The following is a 17,023-nucleotide window of genomic DNA, read 5'->3' as shown; positions in this document are numbered from 1 at the left end:
GCGATCATGGCACTCCTCGACACCGCAGCCCCCGCAGTCCCTCTCGGCGGACCCGACCTCCCGCAGGAGCGTCGTCTGGTCACGGACCTCCCCGGGCCCCGCTCGGCCGAGGTGCTCGCGCGCAAGGCGGATGCCGTGGCAGCGGGTGTCGGCCACACCGTGCCGATCGCCGCCGTCGCGGCCGGCGGCGGAGTCGTCGTCGATGCCGACGGGAACTCCCTCATCGACCTCGGCTCGGGCATCGCCGTGACCACGGTCGGCAACGCGCACCCGAAGGTCGCCGCCGCCGTCGCCGCCCAGGCCGCGCAGTTCACCCACACCTGCTTCATGATCTCGCCCTACGAGTCGTACGTCGACGTCGCTGAAGCACTCAACCGCGTCACCCCCGGTGGATTCGCCAAGAAGAGCGCCCTGTTCAATTCGGGAGCGGAGGCGGTCGAGAACGCCATCAAGATCGCCCGCAAGCACACCGGTCGCCAGGCGGTCGTCGCCTTCGACCACGGCTATCACGGCCGCACCAACCTGACCATGGCGCTCACCGCCAAGTCGATGCCCTACAAGAGCGGGTTCGGCCCGTTCGCCCCCGAGGTCTACCGCGCGCCGATGTCGTACCCGTTCCGTGACGGGCTCGAGGGTGGCGAGGCCGCTGCCCGCGTGATCCTCCAGCTCGAGAAGCAGATCGGCGCCGACAACCTGGCCGCGGTCATCATCGAGCCGATCCAGGGCGAGGGCGGCTTCATCGTCCCCGCCGACGGCTTCCTGCCGGCGATCGTCGACTGGTGCCGCGCCAACGGCGTCGTCTTCATCGCCGACGAGGTGCAGACCGGATTCGCCCGCACGGGGCACATGTTCGCGAGCGAGATCTTCGGCATCGAGCCCGACCTGATCACCACCGCCAAGGGGATCGCCGGCGGTCTTCCGCTCGCCGCCGTCACCGGCCGCGCGGAGATCATGGACGCCTCGCACTCCGGTGGTCTGGGCGGCACCTACGGCGGGAACCCGATCGCATGCGCGGCGGCGCTCGCGTCGATCGACGTGTTCGAGAACGACGGGGTGATCGAGCGTGCCCGGGAGATCGGCACGATCCTCACGGACCGCCTCACCGCGATCCAGGAGAGCGATCCTCGCATCGGCGACATCCGCGGCCACGGTGCGATGATCGCAGCCGAGTTCGTCGACCCCGAGACCAAGGCACCGAACGCCGCTCTCACGGCCGCGGTCGCCAAGGCCTGCATCGCGCAGGGCGTCATCGTGCTCACCTGCGGAACCTACGGCAACGTCATCCGCTTCCTTCCTCCGCTCTCGATCGGCGACGACCTGCTGAACGAAGGCCTCGACGTCGTGGCCGCCGCCCTCGCCGCGGCCACGGAATGATGTGCAGGCCGCGCCTCCGCGTGGCCTGACCCCCTGTCCGGTCGCGACCCCAATCGGGGGATTTCGGGTCGCGACCGGCACTACTTCCCAACGAAGGAGTTGCAGATGTCTGAGATCACCCGCGATGTACTGATCATCGGTGCCGGAGCCGCAGGGCTCACGGCGGCGAACGACCTCCGGAAGGCCGGCCTGTCGGTCGCCGTGCTGGAAGCCCGCGACCGCGTCGGCGGACGACTGTGGACCGACGTCATCGACGGCGCCATGCTCGAGATCGGCGGCCAGTGGGTCTCGCCCGATCAGGATGCGCTCAAGGACGCGATCGAGGAGCTGGGGCTCGAGACCTACAGCCGCTACCGCGAAGGGGACAGCGTCTACATCGGACCCGATGGGCAGGTGCACCGCTTCACCGGCGAGATGTTCCCCGTCGCCCCGGAGACCGAGGCGGAGATCGCTCGGATCACCGACATCCTGGATGCGCTCGTCGCCGAGATCGACCCGGATCGTCCCTGGGCGCACCCGAGCGCCGCCGACTGGGACTCCATCACCTGGGATGCGTGGCTGCGTCAGCAGACCGACGACGACGAGGCCGTGCGGAACCTGGCCTTCGCCACGGGATCCGCGATGCTCACCAAGCCGACGCACGCGTTCTCGCTGCTACAGTCGCTGCTGATGGCCTCGTCCGCCGGTTCCTACTCGAACCTCGTGGATGCCGACTTCATCCTCGACAAGCGGGTCGTCGGCGGGCTCCAGCAGGTGCCGCTGCGTCTCGCCGAGCGTCTGGGCGACGATGTGCTCCTCAACCAGCCCGTGCGCAGCCTCGAGTGGTCGGATGCCGGCGTCGTCGCCACCACCGACGACCTCACGGTCCGTGCCCGCCATGCGATCCTCGCGCACGCGCCGGTGCTGTACAGCCGCATCTCGTTCGTGCCGCCGCTGCCGCGCCGCCAGCACCAGCTGCACCAGCACCTCTCGATGGGCTTCGTCATCAAGGTGCACGCGGTCTACGACCGTCCATTCTGGCGCGAGCAGGGCCTCAGCGGCACCGCGTTCAGCCCGTACGAGCTCTCGCACGAGGCCTATGACAACACGAACCACGGCGATGAGCGCGGCACCCTGGTCGGCTTCGTGTCCGACGCCAACGCCGACGGGGTCTTCGAGCTCTCGGCCGAGGAGCGCAAGGAGCGCATCCTCGAGTCGCTGTCGCACTACTACGGTCCCGAGGCCAAGAACCCGGTCGTCTACTACGAGAGCGACTGGGGCAGCGAGGAATGGACGCGCGGCGCCTATGCTGCGAGCTTCGACATGGGCGGCCTGCACCGGTACGGCGCGGATCTCCGCACCCCCGTCGGCCCGATCCACTTCGCCTGCAGCGACATCGCCGGTGCCGGGTACCAGCACGTGGACGGCGCGATCCGGATGGGGCACCTGGTGGCCTCGAACATCGTCGAAGCAAGCCGTGAGAACGGCTCCGCAGAGAGCGTCGGCTGATGAGCGGCGCGGTCGTCGTGGGGTACACGGCGACGGATGCGGGAGCGGATGCTGCCGCCCTCGGTGCGCGGCTCGCCCGCAGCCTCGGCGCGACGCTGCACCTGGTGATCGTGCTTCCCAACGAGGGCACGCGCAACGCCGCGGTGCCGCCGGAGCGGGCCTACGAGGAGCACATCAGGGCGCAGGCCAGGAAGTGGCTCGGCGAGGCCGTGGTCAGCCTCCCGCAGGAGCTGACCCGCAGCGGTCACGTGCGCTTCTCCGAGTCGTTCGCCGAAGGGCTGATCGCCGCCGGTGAGGAGTTCGGCGCCAGGGTCATCGTGATCGGCGCAGCGGGTGGTGGCATCTTCGGACGCCACCGTCTCGGCAGCGTCGCCTCCGAGCTCCTGCACTCATCGACGATCCCGGTGGCCCTCGCCCCCGTGGGGACCGCGCAGCAGGACGACCACGTGATCCCGCGCGTCACCGTCGCGGTCGGCTCGCGACCGGGCGCCGACGCCCTTCTCGACGAGGCCGTGGCCATCGCCGGCGACAGCGGTGTCGATCTCCGACTCGTGTCCCTCGTGCCGTTCGACGTGCCTCCGGGGCTCGACACCGGCGCGATCCGCACGGTCGGCGACACGCACGCGCAGGAGGTGCTGGCGGTGGCGACGGAGCTGCTGCCGGACGGTCGCACCGCCGCGGTCGAGAAGGCACCGGGCGACTCCGTCGAGGATGCCGTCGCGCAGCTCCACTGGCTTCCCGGGGAGGTCGTCCTCGTCGGCTCCAGCCGCCTGGCCCAGCCCCGTCGTCTCTTCCTGGGGTCCACGGCAGCGAAGATGCTGCACGAGCTCCCCGTCCCCATGATCGTCGTCCCGCGCACCCGCAACGAGGCAGGAGAACGCTGATGAGCAGCACCAACCGGGCGACGGAGCCCGAATCCGGTGTCACCACCGGTATCTCCACGAAGGGCCTGAGCGCCGGAACGGTCGGCCTCATCGGCGCGGTCGTGATCGGCATCTCGTGCATCGCGCCCGCATATACGTTCACCGCGGCCGTCGGCCCGGTGGCGTCCACGGTGGGGTCGCAGATCCCCGCCATCATCCTCGTCGGGTTCATCCCGATGCTCCTGGTCGCCTTCGGCTACCGTGAGCTGAACAACCGGATGCCCGACTCCGGCACCTCGTTCACGTGGGCTGCCCGTGCCTTCGGGCCGTGGGTCGGCTGGATGGCGGGCTGGGGCCTGGTGGTCGCCACGATCCTGGTGCTGTCGAACCTCGCCGGCATCGCGGTCGACTTCCTGTTCCTCCTCATCTCGCAGATCACCGGCAATCCGGACATCGCCGGGCTGGCGAGCGTCACCTGGATCAACATCAGCGTGTGCCTGCTGTTCATGCTCGGCGCGACCTGGGTCTCGTACCGCGACATGCAGACGACGCAGAAGCTGCAGTACTGGCTGGTGAGCTTCCAGATCCTCGTCCTCGTCTTCTTCGCGATCTCGGCGATCGTCCAGGCCGTCGGCGGCAACGGCTTCGACTACCAGCCGTTCGATCTGAACTGGTTCAACCCCTTCGCGATCTCGTCGTTCAGCGCGATCGCGGCCGGCCTCTCGCTCTCGATCTTCATCTTCTGGGGCTGGGACGTCACGCTCACCATGAACGAGGAGACCAAGGATCCCGAGAAGACCCCTGGGCGTGCGGCCACCCTCACGGTGCTCACGATCGTCTCGCTGTACCTGCTGCTCGCCGTCGCGATGATCATGTTCGCCGGCGTCGGAACCGGTGCACTGGGACTCGGCAACGAGGACATCCAGGAGAACGTCTTCTTCCACCTCTCCGGCCCGATCCTCGGTCCGCTCGCGTTCCTCGTCTCGCTCGCCGTGCTCACCAGCTCGGCCTCGTCGCTGCAGTCGACGTTCGTGGGACCGGCGCGCACGCTGCTCGCGATGGGGCACTACGGCGCGCTGCCCAAGTCGTTCGCGAAGGTCAGCCCGCGCTTCTTCACGCCCGGGTACGCGACGATCGTCTCGGCGATCGTGGCATCGGCCTTCTACGCCGTCATGCGCGTGGTCAGCGAGGACACGCTGTGGGACACCATCCTCACGCTCGGCATGATGATCTGCTTCTACTACGGGATCACCGCCTTCGCGTGCGTCTGGTACTTCCGTAAGCAGTGGTTCGACTCGACGCGGAACTTCTTCTTCACGTTCCTGTTCCCGCTCGTCGGCGGCGCGATCCTCGCGGTGCTGTTCTTCACCACGCTGATCGACTCGATGGACCCCGCCTACGGGTCCGGTTCGCAGATCGGCGGCGTCGGCATCGTCTTCATCCTCGGGATGCTGATCATCGTCGTCGGCATCGTCGTCATGATCTGGAACGCGGTCCGACGGCCCGCGTTCTTCCGCGGACAGACGCTGAGCATCGACGCACCGCCCAGCCGACGCCCGCGCTCCTAGCCCTCCTCACAGAAAGAGAATCATGAGCACCCAGACCGAACAGGCCCTCCTCGACAGCATCCCCACCGGTCTCTTCATCGGCGGTCAGTGGATCGACGGCGAGACCGGCGGCACCTTCGACGTGCAGGATCCCGCGACCGGTGCCGTGATCCGCACCATCGCCGACGCGACGCCCGCAGACGGCATCCGTGCGCTCGACGCCGCGGTCGCTGCTCAGGACGACTGGGCTGCGACGGCTCCTCGCGTGCGCAGCGAGATCCTTCGTCGGGCGTTCGACCTCGTGCAGGAGCACAAGGAGGATCTCGCCCTGCTCATGACCCTCGAGATGGGCAAGCCCCTCGCCGAGGCCCGGGGTGAGGTCGGCTACGGCGGCGAGTTCCTGCGGTGGTTCAGCGAGGAAGCCGTGCGCATCAGCGGCCGATACGGCATCAACCCGGAGGGCACCGGCCACATGGTCGTGTCGCAGCGCCCGGTCGGACCGTCCTTCTTCGTGACGCCGTGGAACTTCCCCTTCGCCATGGCGACGCGCAAGATCGCCCCCGCGCTCGCCGCCGGCTGCACCGTCGTGATCAAGCCCCCGGCACTCACGCCGCTCACCACGATCTTCTTCGTCTCGCTGCTGGAGAAGGCCGGACTGCCCGCGGGCGTGGTCAACGTCGTGCAGACGTCGAAGTCCAGCGCGCTCTCGGCACCCATCATCGCCGACCCGCGTCTGCGCAAGCTGTCGTTCACGGGTTCGACCGAAGTCGGCCGCAAGCTGATCGCTCAGGCGGCGGAGGGCGTGCTGCGCGTGTCGATGGAGCTCGGAGGCAACGCGCCGTTCGTGGTGTTCGACGACGCCGACCTCGACAAGGCCGTGGACGGGGCGCTCGCCGCGAAGTTCCGCAACATCGGACAGGCCTGCACCGCGGCCAACCGTTTCATCGTGCACAAGGACGTCGCGGGCGAGTTCGCCAAGCGCGTGACCGAACGTGTCAACAGCATGAAGATCGGTCGGGGCACGGAAGACGGCGTCGCGATCGGTCCGCTCATCGACGCGGATGCCGTCGCCAAGGCCGGCGAGCTCGTCGACGACGCGGTCGGACGCGGTGCGACCCTCCTCGCAGGTGGCAAGGCCGTCGAGGGCACGGGCACGTTCTACGAACCCACCGTGCTCACCGATGTCGTCGCCGGGAGCGCGATCCTCCGCGAGGAGATCTTCGGACCGGTGCTCGCGATCGCGACCTTCGAGACCGAGGACGAAGCCGTGCACCTGGCGAACGACACGGAGTACGGGCTCGTCTCGTACGTCTTCACCGAGAACCTGCAGCGCGGACAGCGGATGATCGACAAGCTCGAGACCGGCATGATGGGTCTCAACGTGGGCGTGGTCTCCAACGCGGCTGCCCCCTTCGGCGGCGTCAAGCAGTCCGGCGTCGGCCGCGAGGGCGGGTTCGAGGGCATCCACGAGTACCTGTCCACCAAGTACACGCTGATCCCGGTCTCCTGATTCCGATGCGCGGGGCCCGCGCCGTCGGGCCCCCGCCCCACCACACGAGAGGACATGTCATGACCGACTACGCCGTCATCAACCCCGCCACCGGAGAGACGCTGGCGTCCTTCGACACCTTCACCGACGCTCAGATCGAGGAGGCCGTCGCCGCCGCCGACGAAGCCCACCGCGAGTGGTCGCGCTCGTCGACCGTCGCCGAGCGCGCCGCGCTCCTGCACCGCGCTGCCGAGCTGCACCGCGAGCGACGGGAAGAGCTCGCCGACATCTTCGTGCGCGAGATGGGGAAGCCCCGTGAGGCCGCGCTCGGCGAGGTCGACTTCGCCGCGGACATCGCCGACTACTACGCCGACCAGGCGGAGTCGATCATGGCGGACCAGCCGATCGCGATCCTGGGGGAGGGCTCGGCCGTCATCCGCCGCTCCTCGCTCGGGCCGCTCATCGGCATCATGCCGTGGAACTTCCCGGCGTACCAGATCGTCCGCTTCGCCGCCCCGAACCTGATCGTCGGCAACACGATCCTGCTGAAGCCGGCGCCGCAGTGCCCGGAGTCCTCGACCGCGATCGAGAAGATCTACCACGATGCCGGCTTCCCGAAGGGCGCCTACCAGAACGTGCTCGCGACGAACGAGCAGATCGCGACGATGATCGCCGACCCGCGCGTGCAGGGTGTCTCGCTCACCGGCTCCGAGCGCGCCGGCGCCGCGGTCGCCGAGATCGCCGGCCGCAACCTCAAGAAGGTCGCGCTGGAGCTGGGTGGCTCCGACCCGTTCATCGTGCTCTCCACCGACGACCTCGACGCCACCGTGCAGGCCGGCGTGGATGCTCGTCTGGACAACAACGGACAGGCCTGCAACGGCGCGAAGCGGTTCATCGTGGTGGACGGGCTGTACGACGCCTTCGTCGAGAAGTTCACGGCGGCGATGGCGGCGGTCGAGGCGACCGACCCCATGCTCGACGACACGGTCCTCGGTCCGGTGTCCTCCGAGACGGCCGCGGTCACCCTGCAGAAGCAGATCGACCAGGCCGTCGAGCAGGGGGCGACCCTGCTCACCGGCGGAACGCGCGAGGGCACGTTCTTCGCTCCGACCGTGCTGGCCGACGTGACGCCCGAGATGAACGTGTACCGCGAGGAGCTCTTCGGGCCCGCTGCCGTCGTCTACCGTGTGGCGGACGAGGACGCTGCGGTCGAGCTCGCGAACGACACCACGTTCGGTCTCGGCTCGTACGTCTTCACCACGGATGCCGAGCAGGCCGAGCGCGTCGCCGACAAGATCGAGGCGGGCATGGTCTACGTCAACCTCGTGCTGGCTGACAGCCCCGAGCTGCCCTTCGGCGGTGTCAAGCGCAGCGGCACGGCCCGCGAGCTGGGCCACCTGGCCGCCGACGAGTTCGTCAACAAGAAGCTCATCCGCATCGGCTGAGCGCCACGATGAACGGCCCCTCGCAGACCGCGAGGGGCCGTTCGCGTGCCGTCATCGGAACGCGTGACGAATGGCCTGTCGGTGGAGACATCGAGTGGGAGACAATGGCGGCATGAGCGCGCACACCGACCCCATCGAGACCCTGACCTCGGACCGGAGCTGGGAGCTGCTCGGCACGCAGGAACTGGGACGACTCGTCACCCATGTGGGCGACACGATCGACATCTTCCCGGTGAACTACGTGGTCGACGGCGAAGGCATCCTGTTCCGCACCGCGCCGGGCAGCAAGCTGTTCGAGCTGACCGTCAACACCGACGTGCTGTTCGAGGTCGACGACCACACCGACACGGATGCCTGGAGCGTGATCATCCGCGGGTACGCCACCGCACTGGAGTCGGATGCCGACGTGCAGCGGGCGGAGGCCGCGGGGCTCCGGCCCTGGATCCCCACCCTCAAGCGCGTCTTCGTGCGCATCGCCCCGACCTCGGTCTCGGGGCGGGCGTTCCGCCGCAGTGCCGAGCCGGAGCGCGACGGTCCCCAGGAGTACTGACCGCACCGGCACTGCACGGCGCGTGTCCCGAAGGAGATCTCACATCCTGGAGGAGAACTCCCGTTCTGAAGGAGCGAAGACAGCATTCGCTCCTTCAGAGCATGAGATCTCCTTCGTGTGGGTGCCCGGGCGTAGGGTCGAAGCATGGCCAACGTCGCTGAGAACATCGTCAAGACTCTGCACGCCAATGGGATCGACCGGGTCTACGGCATCCCCGGGGACTCGCTGAACGGCTTCACGGACGCCCTGCGCAAGGACGGCACGATCCGATGGGTGCACGTGCGACACGAGGAGTCCGCCGCGTTCGCCGCCGCTGCGGATGCCGCTACGACGGGAGAGCTCGCGGTCGTCGCAGGATCCTGCGGACCGGGCAACCTGCACCTCATCAACGGACTGTACGATGCGAACCGCTCGCGTGTGCCGGTGCTCGCCATCGCCGCGCAGATCCCCACCTCCGAGATCGGCACGGGGTACTTCCAGGAGACGCATCCGCAGGAGCTCTTCCGCGAGTGCAGCGTGTACGTCGAGTACGTCGCCGACCCCGCGCAGATGCCGCGCCTGCTGGAGATCGCCATGCGCGCCGCGATCGAGGAGCGCGGCGTCGCGGTGCTCGTGATCCCGGGGGACGTCGCCCTCGCCGACATCGCCGACGATCGCGCCGTCGTGATCGAGCGCAGCCACCCCGTGATCGTGCCGAGCGCTGCGGAGCTCGAGAAGGCGGCGACGCTGCTGAACGCGGCGAACAGCGTCACGATCCTCGCGGGTGCCGGTGTGGAGGGCGCCCACGACGAGGTCATCGCCCTCGCCGACACGCTCGGCGCGCCGATCGTGCACGCCCTCCGCGGCAAGGAGTTCATCGAGTACGACAACCCCTTCGACGTCGGGATGACGGGGCTTCTGGGCTTCGCCTCCGGGTTCCGCGCGATGGAGGCCGCCGACGCCCTGCTCGTGCTGGGCAGCGACTTCCCCTACGAGCAGTTCTATCCGGACAATGCGAAGACGATCCAGGTCGACATCCGGGGTGCACAGCTCGGGAAGCGGCATCCCCTCGATCTGGGGCTGGTCGGTGACGTGCGCGCGACCGCCGATGCCCTGCTGCCGCGTCTGGCACGCAAGGACGACCGGAGCCACCTCGACGACGCCACCGCCCACTATCGCAAGACGCGCAAGAAGCTCGACGAGCTGGCGGTGCCCGCGAAGGGCGACCGCCCCATCCATCCGCAGTATCTGGCTCGGCTCCTGGACGAGTACGCGACCGACGACGCGATCTTCACCGCCGACGTGGGGTCGCCGACCGTGTGGGCGGCACGCTACCTGTCGATGACCCAGGACCGCCGGCTGATCGGTTCGTTCACGCACGGCTCGATGGCCAATGCGCTGATGCACGGGATCGGGGCGCAGGTGGCCCACCCCGACCGACAGGTCGTGGCCCTCGCGGGTGACGGTGGTCTCTCGATGATGCTCGGTGAGCTGCTGACCCTGACGCAGAACGAACTGCCCGTGAAGACCATCGTGGTCAACAACTCGTCGCTGAACTTCGTCGAGCTCGAGATGAAGGCCGCGGGCTTCGTGACGTACGGGACCGGATTGGAGAACCCCAGCTTCGCCGCGATCGCCGAGGCGATGGGGATCTTCGCCCGTCGTGTGGAGCGCAGCGAGGATCTGCCGGAGGCCGTGCGCGAGGTGCTCGCCCACGACGGCCCCGCCCTGCTGGACGTGGTGACGGAACGGCAGGAGCTGTCGATGCCGCCGGCGATCGAGGCCGCTCAGGTCAAGGGCTTCGCGCTGTACGCGATCCGCACGGTGATGTCCGGGCGCGGAGACGAGCTCGTCGATCTCGCCAGGGCGAACTGGCGCCAGCTCTTCTGAGCGGGCGCTCAGCTCTCCAGGTGCGAACGGATCTCGGCGGCTTCACCGTGCCGACCGAGCGACTCGAAGACGTTGCCGAGTTCGAGTGCGGCCACCTGCAGCAGGGGAGGGTGGCCGGCGGCGTGCTCGATCGCACTGCGGTAGACGGGTACCGCATCGGCTGACCTGTCGTTTCCGGCGAGCACGCGTCCGGCGAACAGCTCAGAGCTCCCTGCAGAGCCCAGGTCTCCGAGCGCGGCGAACCCGTCGGCGGCGGTGAGCGCGGCCGCGACCGCCTCGTCGATCCGGCCGAGCTCGGCGAGAGCGCGACCGCGCGAATCCGTGACATCGGCGAGGAGCCACGCCGCCTCGTGCTGCTGCGCGAGCGCGGCGACCTCGTCGAAGAGCGCGAACGCCCGCTCGTCACCACGACCGCCGTACGCCTGCCCGAGACTGTGCAGTACCTCGGTCAGCGCTCCGACGGCGTCGGGCGCGCGGCGCACGATCTCGGCGGCCGCCTCCAGCAGCCCGATCGCGTCCTCCTGTTCGTCGAAGCGTGCGAGGATCTTGGCCTGCTCGGTCATCGACATCGCCTGATCGGCGTGCTCCTCGGCCTGGCCGAACAGTTCGGAGGCGTAGCCGTGCGCCCCGACGGCCTGGCCGAACTCACCGGCCGCGCCCAGGGCGCGGGCCAGCATCGATGCGGTCATCGCGCGCGAGCCGGCGGCCACCTCCGCGATCTCCTCCCGCTGCAGCACGTCGCCGAACAGCTCGGCCGCTTCCTCCGCATCCCCGACCCGCAGCATGGCGCGCGCGAGACGGAAGTCCACACCGGTGGAGTCACCCCCGGCCTCTCCGGCGATCCGCGACGCGAGACGGTAGCGCGAAACGGCTTTCTCGGGCTCTTCCGCGTCCTCCCAGAGGGCGCCGGCGAGCAGGTGCGCATCGCCGAGCGCGCGGGTCGCTCCCAGCTCGGCGAGCAGCCGGCAGACCTCGTCCGCATCGGTGGCGCCTTCGACGTAGTTGTCGGTGCCGCCGCGCACCCGCGCCCTGATCTGCAGGGCCTGTGCCCGGTGCCCGGTGCTGAGGTCGTCCTGGGCGAGGAAGCGGTCGAGCAACGTGATCGCCGGTTCCAGGTCGCCCTTGCTGAGCACCGCCGAGATCGCCAGCAGGGTCGTGGTGTTCGAGAGGCGCACGTCCTCGGCCTCGGCGAACGAGCGGGCGGCGACCTCTGCGAGATCCAGTGCCGCATCCGCCTCGCCGGCCTGCAGGTGCAGTGCGGCGCGGCTGATCGCGAGGTCACCGCGCGACCAGGCGGGAAGCGAAGCCGAAGCGGCGTCGGAGATCGCCTCTTCCAGCGCGGCGGTCGTCTCGGGGGTGTTCAGCCCGAAGGTCGCGAGCTCCAGGCGTTCCTCCAGTGCGGCTTGCTCGTCGCGTCCGGCGGCCCGGAGCGCGGCGATGCGCTCGGGCAGCAGCTGCAGGGCCTCCTCGGCGCGGTCGAGGGCGATCAGGATGCCGAGACGCATCGACAGCAGCTGGGCGCGTTTGTCGGGTTCCTCCACCGCGAGAGCCCGGGGAAGAGCGTCGAGGGTCTCGTGCTCGGCCCCGAACTGGGCGAGCTGCATCGCGCGCTCGAACCAGCCGTCCGTATCCACCGGGGCGGCAGACGGGGTCGGGGCGACGAACGCATCCGAGCGGATCGGCACGTCGTACTGCTCCGTGGCGAGGGCGCGCATCCGCTCCAGACTGCGGGCGTGTCCCCGGGTCCCGTCCCGCTCGTCGAACGCGGCGCCGATCCGCTCTGCGGCGGACCAGGCCGCTGCAGCGAGGTCGGTCGCGCTCCACGGGCCGTCGTGCGCGCCGAAGAACGGGACGAGGGAGGGAGCGTCCGCACCGCGCACGGGGGTGTCGCCGTGCCCCGCGGCGGTGACCCGGTCCAGGGCCACGGCGAGGGCGGCGAGGGCGGCGAAATGCGCGTCGACGTTCAGTCCGTCGTGCGCCAGCCAGGCGATGTGCTTCTCCACCATGGCGAGTGCCCGCGCCTCGTTGCCCGTGATCGCGGCGAAGACGATGCTGTTGGCCACGATGCGGAGGTTGTCCGGGTTGTCCTTCGCCAGGCGGTAGCTGCGCAGGTGGGCGGTCTTCGCCTCCGCCGGGCGGCCGGCGCGGAGGTAGGGGAGCAGGGCCCGGGAGAGCGCATGCTCCGGCTCCTCGCCGCAGGAGAAGCCGCCCTCGATCATCTCCTCGACCAGCCGGATCGCCTCGTCGTCGCGGTCGGTGTCCGCATAGAAGCCGGCGACCTGACTGCGACCGCAGGCGTCGCAGTGACTGTGGTCGTCGCGGGGAGTGGCCTCGAGCTGCACGCGCAGCGCCTCGGCATCGTCCATGCGACCGGCGTCCCAGGCATCCTCGAAGCGTGCGGTGAGCACGCCGCTCAGGCCGAGTCCGGCGGCGCGGTAGTGCGCCTCCATGTCGTCCAGCACGGCGGCGATCTGCTCCTGCGAGAACGCGGGCGAGGACCGCAACGACGAGGCCATCCACTTGAACTGCCACATCAGGTCGGCGCCGCCGTTGTCGAGGTCGGCGGGGAACCGCTGCGGATCCGCGTCATGGTGCGCGAGGCACCACGCGAACGAGTTCAGCATCACGTCGGTCGCGCCGCCCATGTTGGCCGAAGCCGTCTGCCGCATCCGCGCCTCGTACTCGAGGCGCTCGTCGCCGACCTCGACCGCCAACGCCACGGCTTCCGCGACGAGGGCCTGCTCGGCGGGGCCCCAGGGCGTGCGATCGATCTCCTCGATCAGCTGCTGGAAGCGCTTCTTCGGACGTGCCATGGACGGAACCCTTCGATGGAGAGTCAGCGGACGTCGTCGAAGGGGATCTGATCCCCTTCGAGGCCGGCCGAGAGCGAGACGAGATCGGCGAGCGCACTCGTCATGAGCGCGCGGTCGGCGTCGGCGAGCGGATGGTGCCCGGCGAGCAGCGCCTGGATGTAGAGGAGCTGCACCGTGCGGGCGAACACGGCGTCGTCGTGCACGCGCACCAGCGCGCGGACAACACGGTTCGACCAGTTCAGGCACAGACGTGCACGGAGATCTTCCTGGCGTCCGGACGACAGCGTCCGGTCGATGCGGTCCAGCACCCCGCCCCAGAGCGCCCCGGTGACACCCTTGGTGCGGCCGCGGTCGATCGCGCGCAGCACCTCGGGGTCGGCGACGTAGAGTCCTGCGAGGTCGGGGCGGTCGATGGAGCGCACCACCACGGAGCATCCGGATGCCGTGAGCACGGCCTCGGCGCGGGCCTCCAGTGCGACGGCGGCATCGCGGTCGTCGAGAGGCGGAGGATCGAGGCGGTCCAGCTCGGCGGTCACATCGACCTGCTCGACCGTGACGTGCGAGTACAGGTCGGGAAGCATCCGGATCAGATCGGCGTCGTAGAGATACCCTCCGTTGACCAGTACCTCGCCGCCGGGGGAGATGCCGGCCACCTGGCGGAACTCGTCCACGGTGTTCGCGTACCGGATGTGCGGGTGACGCTCGACGAGGTCGCCGATCCGGAGGGTGCCGTGCGTCGTCTCGACGGTCAGCCAGCGGGAGATGAAACGGGCCAACTCCTCGTCGTGGCGGACGAGCGACTTCAGTCCGACCTCGTGCACGGCGACGAACTGCGCCAGGCGGTGCGGCTCGCTCAGTCCGAGCTCGAGCACCCAGCGGCGGATGCCGGCGCCGAGCTGCTCGCGCACGCGCTCCAGGGCCTCGTCCTCGACGAGCGACTCCCGGCTCGCGGTGGGTGCGAGCCCGGTGGAATCCACCACGGCGCGGACGAAGAAGGCCCACTCGGGCAGCACGTCGTCGACGCGCTCGGACAGCAGCATCCGTCCCAGATACATGCGCGTCGCCTGACGTGCACCGGGAGGCGGGGCGTAGGGCAGCACGTAGGCGAGGCCGCGGGTGCCGGTGGCCGGCTCGCTCAGCTCGATGACATCGAGAGGGCCGGCCCCGAGGAGGTCGCGTCCGTAGCTCACGGCGGCCTCCGGGTCCTGCGCGGCCTCGAGGAACGGCGCATCCCGGGTGATGTCGATGTCGCCGGAGGTGGTGTCGATCGTGACCCGCACCGGCAGGAACTCCCCGAATGTCGTCGCCAGTTCGTGCACGCTGGCCGGGCGCAGCAGGTCTCCGGCGTCGAAGCGCGGGACGAGATGCACGCTGGTGCCGATCGGCAGCTCCTCGTCGATCTCGGCCACCTGGAACGTGCCGTCCGCACTTCCCGTCCACTCCACGGAGGCCCCGCCGCGGGCGCTGCGGGAGCGGATGACGATCGTGTCGGCGACCATGAAGCAGCTCAGCAGTCCGATGCCGAACTGTCCGAGGTAGTCGCTGCGCGGCAGGTCGAAGATGTCGCGCTTGGAGCTTCGGCCGACGGTCGCGAGCAGATCGGCGACCTCGGTCACGGTGAGCCCCACGCCGTCGTCGCGCAGCACGAACTCGCCGCTCTCGGCGGTCAGCGGAGTGATCCGGATGCGTCCGCCCCCGCCGTCGACCTCGCGACGCGCCGTGATCGCGTCGCGGGCGTTCTGCAGAAGCTCCCGCAGGTACACCCGGGGGCTGGAGTAGATGTGTCGACTGAGCAGATCGACGACTCCGCGCAGATCCACCTGGAACTGCTGCACTTCAGCGCTCACCGGCGCTCCCTCCTCCTGCACACGCTCGCCGAGCCTAACAAGAACACGCCATCGCGATCCCGGTTCGGCGCGACCGGATCGATGCCGTATGCTTGTGGGGCAGTTGTTGTCTGCATTCTTTCGCCATGCCTGGGGTCTCCCGACCACGGTCACGGCGGCAGAATGGGGAGAACACCCCGAGACCTCCCGGTCTCTAGGGCGGTAGCTCAATTGGCAGAGCAGCGGTCTCCAAAACCGCAGGTTGCAGGTTCGATTCCTGTCCGCCCTGCGCGTCAGCGCAACGCTGACACACGAAAGGTACATTCAGGATGGATCAGGACGAACCGCGCGGCGAGGTCGTCGCGGCCGGCGCCACCCGCGAGAAGAAGGGCAACCCCTTCTCCCGGTTCTTCGGGAGCATCGCCCTGTTCATCCGCCAGGTCATCGCCGAGCTCCGCAAGGTCGTCACCCCGACTCGCAAGGAGCTGTTCAAGTTCACCGGTGTCGTGCTCGTCTTCGTGATCATCGTCATGGGCATCGTCTACGGCTTGGACACGCTGTTCGCATTCGTGACGCACTGGGTGTTCGGAATCCCTGGCTGATGACCCCCGCGGCTCACGCCGCAGCTATGGAGAAGAAGCAACGTGTCTGAACGATATTCCGACGACGCCGACTGGGCGACCGCCGCAGAGCAGTCCAGCGAGGAGGACGAGGCCCAGGAGGGCAACGTCCTCGCCGCGGAGGAGCTCTCGGTCACCTCGGCCGAGCACGTCGCGGTCCACGTCGAAGGCGAAGACGGCGAAGAAGACGGCACGGAAGACATCGACATCGACATCGACGACCCGGAGGCGGACGCGATCGTGAACGACGCTCTCAACCTGGACGAAGCGGCAGAGTCTGAGGCTGCCGCTGAGGTCCTCAACGAATCTGTGGCCGAAGAGGCCGCCGACCACGACGCGGCTGCGGCCGAAGAGGTCACCCCCTACGACGGTCCCGAGGTCGGTGCCGATGAAGTCCAGAGCGACGAGGACTCCGCGGCGGACGAGGGTGCGGAAGAAGACCCGTACGAGGCCTTCCGTATGGACCTGCGCATGCTCCCCGGCAAGTGGTACGTCATCCACTCCTACGCCGGTTTCGAGCGCAAGGTGAAGGCCAACATCGAGCAGCGCAAGTCGACGCTCGAGGTCGAGGACGAGATCTACCAGGTCGAGGTCCCGATGGAAGACGTGGTCGAGATCAAGAACGGCCAGCGCAAGATGGTCACCCGCGTGCGCATCCCCGGCTACGTGCTGGTGCGCATGGAGCTCACGGAAGACACCTGGTCGGTCGTGCGTCACACCCCGGGTGTCACCGGCTTCGTGGGCAACGCTCACAACCCGACGCCGCTGCGCTTCGAAGAGGCCTTCAACATGTTGAAGTCGCTCGTCGAGGTCAAGGACGTCCCCACGGCCAAGAACATCGCGTCGAAGGGCGGCGTCGCCGTCGCTCGTCCGCTCCCCGCCGAGGTCGACTTCGAGGTCGGCGAGACCATCACGATCAAGGAAGGCTCGTTCGCGGGGCTTCCCGGTTCGATCAGCGAGATCAAGCCCGAGAGCGGCAAGCTCACGGTCCTCGTCTCGCTCTTCGAGCGCGAGACCCCGGTCGAGCTGTCGTTCGACCAGGTCACCAAGATGGTCTGACGCACACATCCTTCACGAGAACGGCCGTCCCTTTCGGGGCGGCCGTTCTCGCGTCCCCCCGTCCCCCCGTCCCCCCGTCC

Annotated in this window: 12 protein-coding genes and 1 tRNA gene; 11 read left to right on the top strand and 2 right to left on the bottom strand. The window is 69.0% G+C overall.

The window, feature by feature from the left end; genetic code table 11:
• Positions 1-6: 6 nt before the first annotated feature.
• The 8 genes from gabT (at position 7) to poxB (ending at position 10,625) form a co-directional block, all read left to right on the top strand.
• Positions 7-1,374, top strand: a complete 1,368-nt coding sequence (gene gabT, locus L978_RS08580; RefSeq protein WP_052193443.1) for a 4-aminobutyrate--2-oxoglutarate transaminase — start codon at positions 7-9, stop codon at positions 1,372-1,374.
• A gap of 105 nt (positions 1,375-1,479) precedes the next feature.
• Positions 1,480-2,862, top strand: coding sequence for a flavin monoamine oxidase family protein (locus tag L978_RS08575; RefSeq protein WP_047522362.1), 1,383 nt, complete (start codon positions 1,480-1,482; stop codon positions 2,860-2,862).
• The gene (locus L978_RS08570) at positions 2,862-3,746 is read left to right on the top strand and encodes a universal stress protein (protein ID WP_047522360.1); all 885 of its coding nucleotides are present in this window, start codon (positions 2,862-2,864) and stop codon (positions 3,744-3,746) included. The genes L978_RS08575 and L978_RS08570 overlap by 1 nt, the downstream gene beginning before the upstream one ends.
• Positions 3,746-5,293 (top strand): APC family permease, encoded by a 1,548-nt coding sequence (locus tag L978_RS08565; protein WP_047522358.1) that lies wholly within the window; start codon positions 3,746-3,748, stop codon positions 5,291-5,293. The genes L978_RS08570 and L978_RS08565 overlap by 1 nt, the downstream gene beginning before the upstream one ends.
• 22 nt (positions 5,294-5,315) lie before the next feature.
• Positions 5,316-6,782, top strand: a complete 1,467-nt coding sequence (locus L978_RS08560) for an NAD-dependent succinate-semialdehyde dehydrogenase (RefSeq protein WP_047522356.1) — start codon at positions 5,316-5,318, stop codon at positions 6,780-6,782.
• 59 nt (positions 6,783-6,841) lie between these two features.
• On the top strand, positions 6,842-8,206 hold the full coding sequence (locus L978_RS08555; protein WP_047522354.1) for an NAD-dependent succinate-semialdehyde dehydrogenase: 1,365 nt from the start codon (positions 6,842-6,844) through the stop codon (positions 8,204-8,206).
• A 112-nt stretch (positions 8,207-8,318) separates the two neighbouring features.
• Positions 8,319-8,756: a pyridoxamine 5'-phosphate oxidase family protein gene (locus L978_RS08550; protein ID WP_047522352.1), complete on the top strand. Its 438-nt coding sequence runs from the start codon at positions 8,319-8,321 to the stop codon at positions 8,754-8,756.
• Positions 8,757-8,900: 144 nt separating this feature from the next.
• Positions 8,901-10,625, top strand: coding sequence for a ubiquinone-dependent pyruvate dehydrogenase (gene poxB / locus L978_RS08545; protein ID WP_047522350.1), 1,725 nt, complete (start codon positions 8,901-8,903; stop codon positions 10,623-10,625).
• An 8-nt stretch (positions 10,626-10,633) separates the two neighbouring features.
• Here the strand turns inward: poxB and L978_RS08540 are convergent, their stop codons facing one another.
• Complete coding sequence (locus L978_RS08540; RefSeq protein ID WP_047522348.1) at positions 10,634-13,438, bottom strand: hypothetical protein; 2,805 nt, start codon at positions 13,436-13,438, stop codon at positions 10,634-10,636.
• A 23-nt stretch (positions 13,439-13,461) separates the two neighbouring features.
• A complete protein-coding gene (locus L978_RS08535; RefSeq protein WP_047522347.1) occupies positions 13,462-15,285 on the bottom strand; it encodes an HSP90 family protein in 1,824 nt (607 codons plus the stop codon).
• 195 nt (positions 15,286-15,480) lie between these two features.
• Between L978_RS08535 and L978_RS08530 the strand changes: the two genes are divergently transcribed.
• The 3 genes from L978_RS08530 (at position 15,481) to nusG (ending at position 16,943) form a co-directional block, all read left to right on the top strand.
• Positions 15,481-15,553, top strand: a tRNA-Trp gene (locus tag L978_RS08530).
• A gap of 40 nt (positions 15,554-15,593) precedes the next feature.
• A complete protein-coding gene (secE, locus tag L978_RS08525) occupies positions 15,594-15,866 on the top strand; it encodes a preprotein translocase subunit SecE (RefSeq protein WP_017201518.1) in 273 nt (90 codons plus the stop codon).
• 42 nt (positions 15,867-15,908) lie between these two features.
• On the top strand, positions 15,909-16,943 hold the full coding sequence (gene nusG, locus L978_RS08520; protein ID WP_047522345.1) for a transcription termination/antitermination protein NusG: 1,035 nt from the start codon (positions 15,909-15,911) through the stop codon (positions 16,941-16,943).
• The last annotated feature ends 80 nt before the right edge of the window (positions 16,944-17,023 follow it).

This window comes from Microbacterium sp. ZOR0019 (assembly GCF_000800925.1).
Taxonomy (GTDB): Bacteria; Actinomycetota; Actinomycetes; order Actinomycetales; family Microbacteriaceae; genus Microbacterium; species Microbacterium aurugineum.
This window is presented reverse-complemented; position numbering and strand designations above follow the sequence as displayed.

Coding starts and splice junctions, on each gene's coding strand:
- gabT (WP_052193443.1), top strand. CDS start 7: ATGGCACTCCTCGACACCGCAGCCCCCGCAGTCCCTCTCGGCGGACCC.
- L978_RS08575 (WP_047522362.1), top strand. CDS start 1,480: ATGTCTGAGATCACCCGCGATGTACTGATCATCGGTGCCGGAGCCGCA.
- L978_RS08570 (WP_047522360.1), top strand. CDS start 2,862: ATGAGCGGCGCGGTCGTCGTGGGGTACACGGCGACGGATGCGGGAGCG.
- L978_RS08565 (WP_047522358.1), top strand. CDS start 3,746: ATGAGCAGCACCAACCGGGCGACGGAGCCCGAATCCGGTGTCACCACC.
- L978_RS08560 (WP_047522356.1), top strand. CDS start 5,316: ATGAGCACCCAGACCGAACAGGCCCTCCTCGACAGCATCCCCACCGGT.
- L978_RS08555 (WP_047522354.1), top strand. CDS start 6,842: ATGACCGACTACGCCGTCATCAACCCCGCCACCGGAGAGACGCTGGCG.
- L978_RS08550 (WP_047522352.1), top strand. CDS start 8,319: ATGAGCGCGCACACCGACCCCATCGAGACCCTGACCTCGGACCGGAGC.
- poxB (WP_047522350.1), top strand. CDS start 8,901: ATGGCCAACGTCGCTGAGAACATCGTCAAGACTCTGCACGCCAATGGG.
- L978_RS08540 (WP_047522348.1), bottom strand. CDS start 13,438: ATGGCACGTCCGAAGAAGCGCTTCCAGCAGCTGATCGAGGAGATCGAT.
- secE (WP_017201518.1), top strand. CDS start 15,594: ATGGATCAGGACGAACCGCGCGGCGAGGTCGTCGCGGCCGGCGCCACC.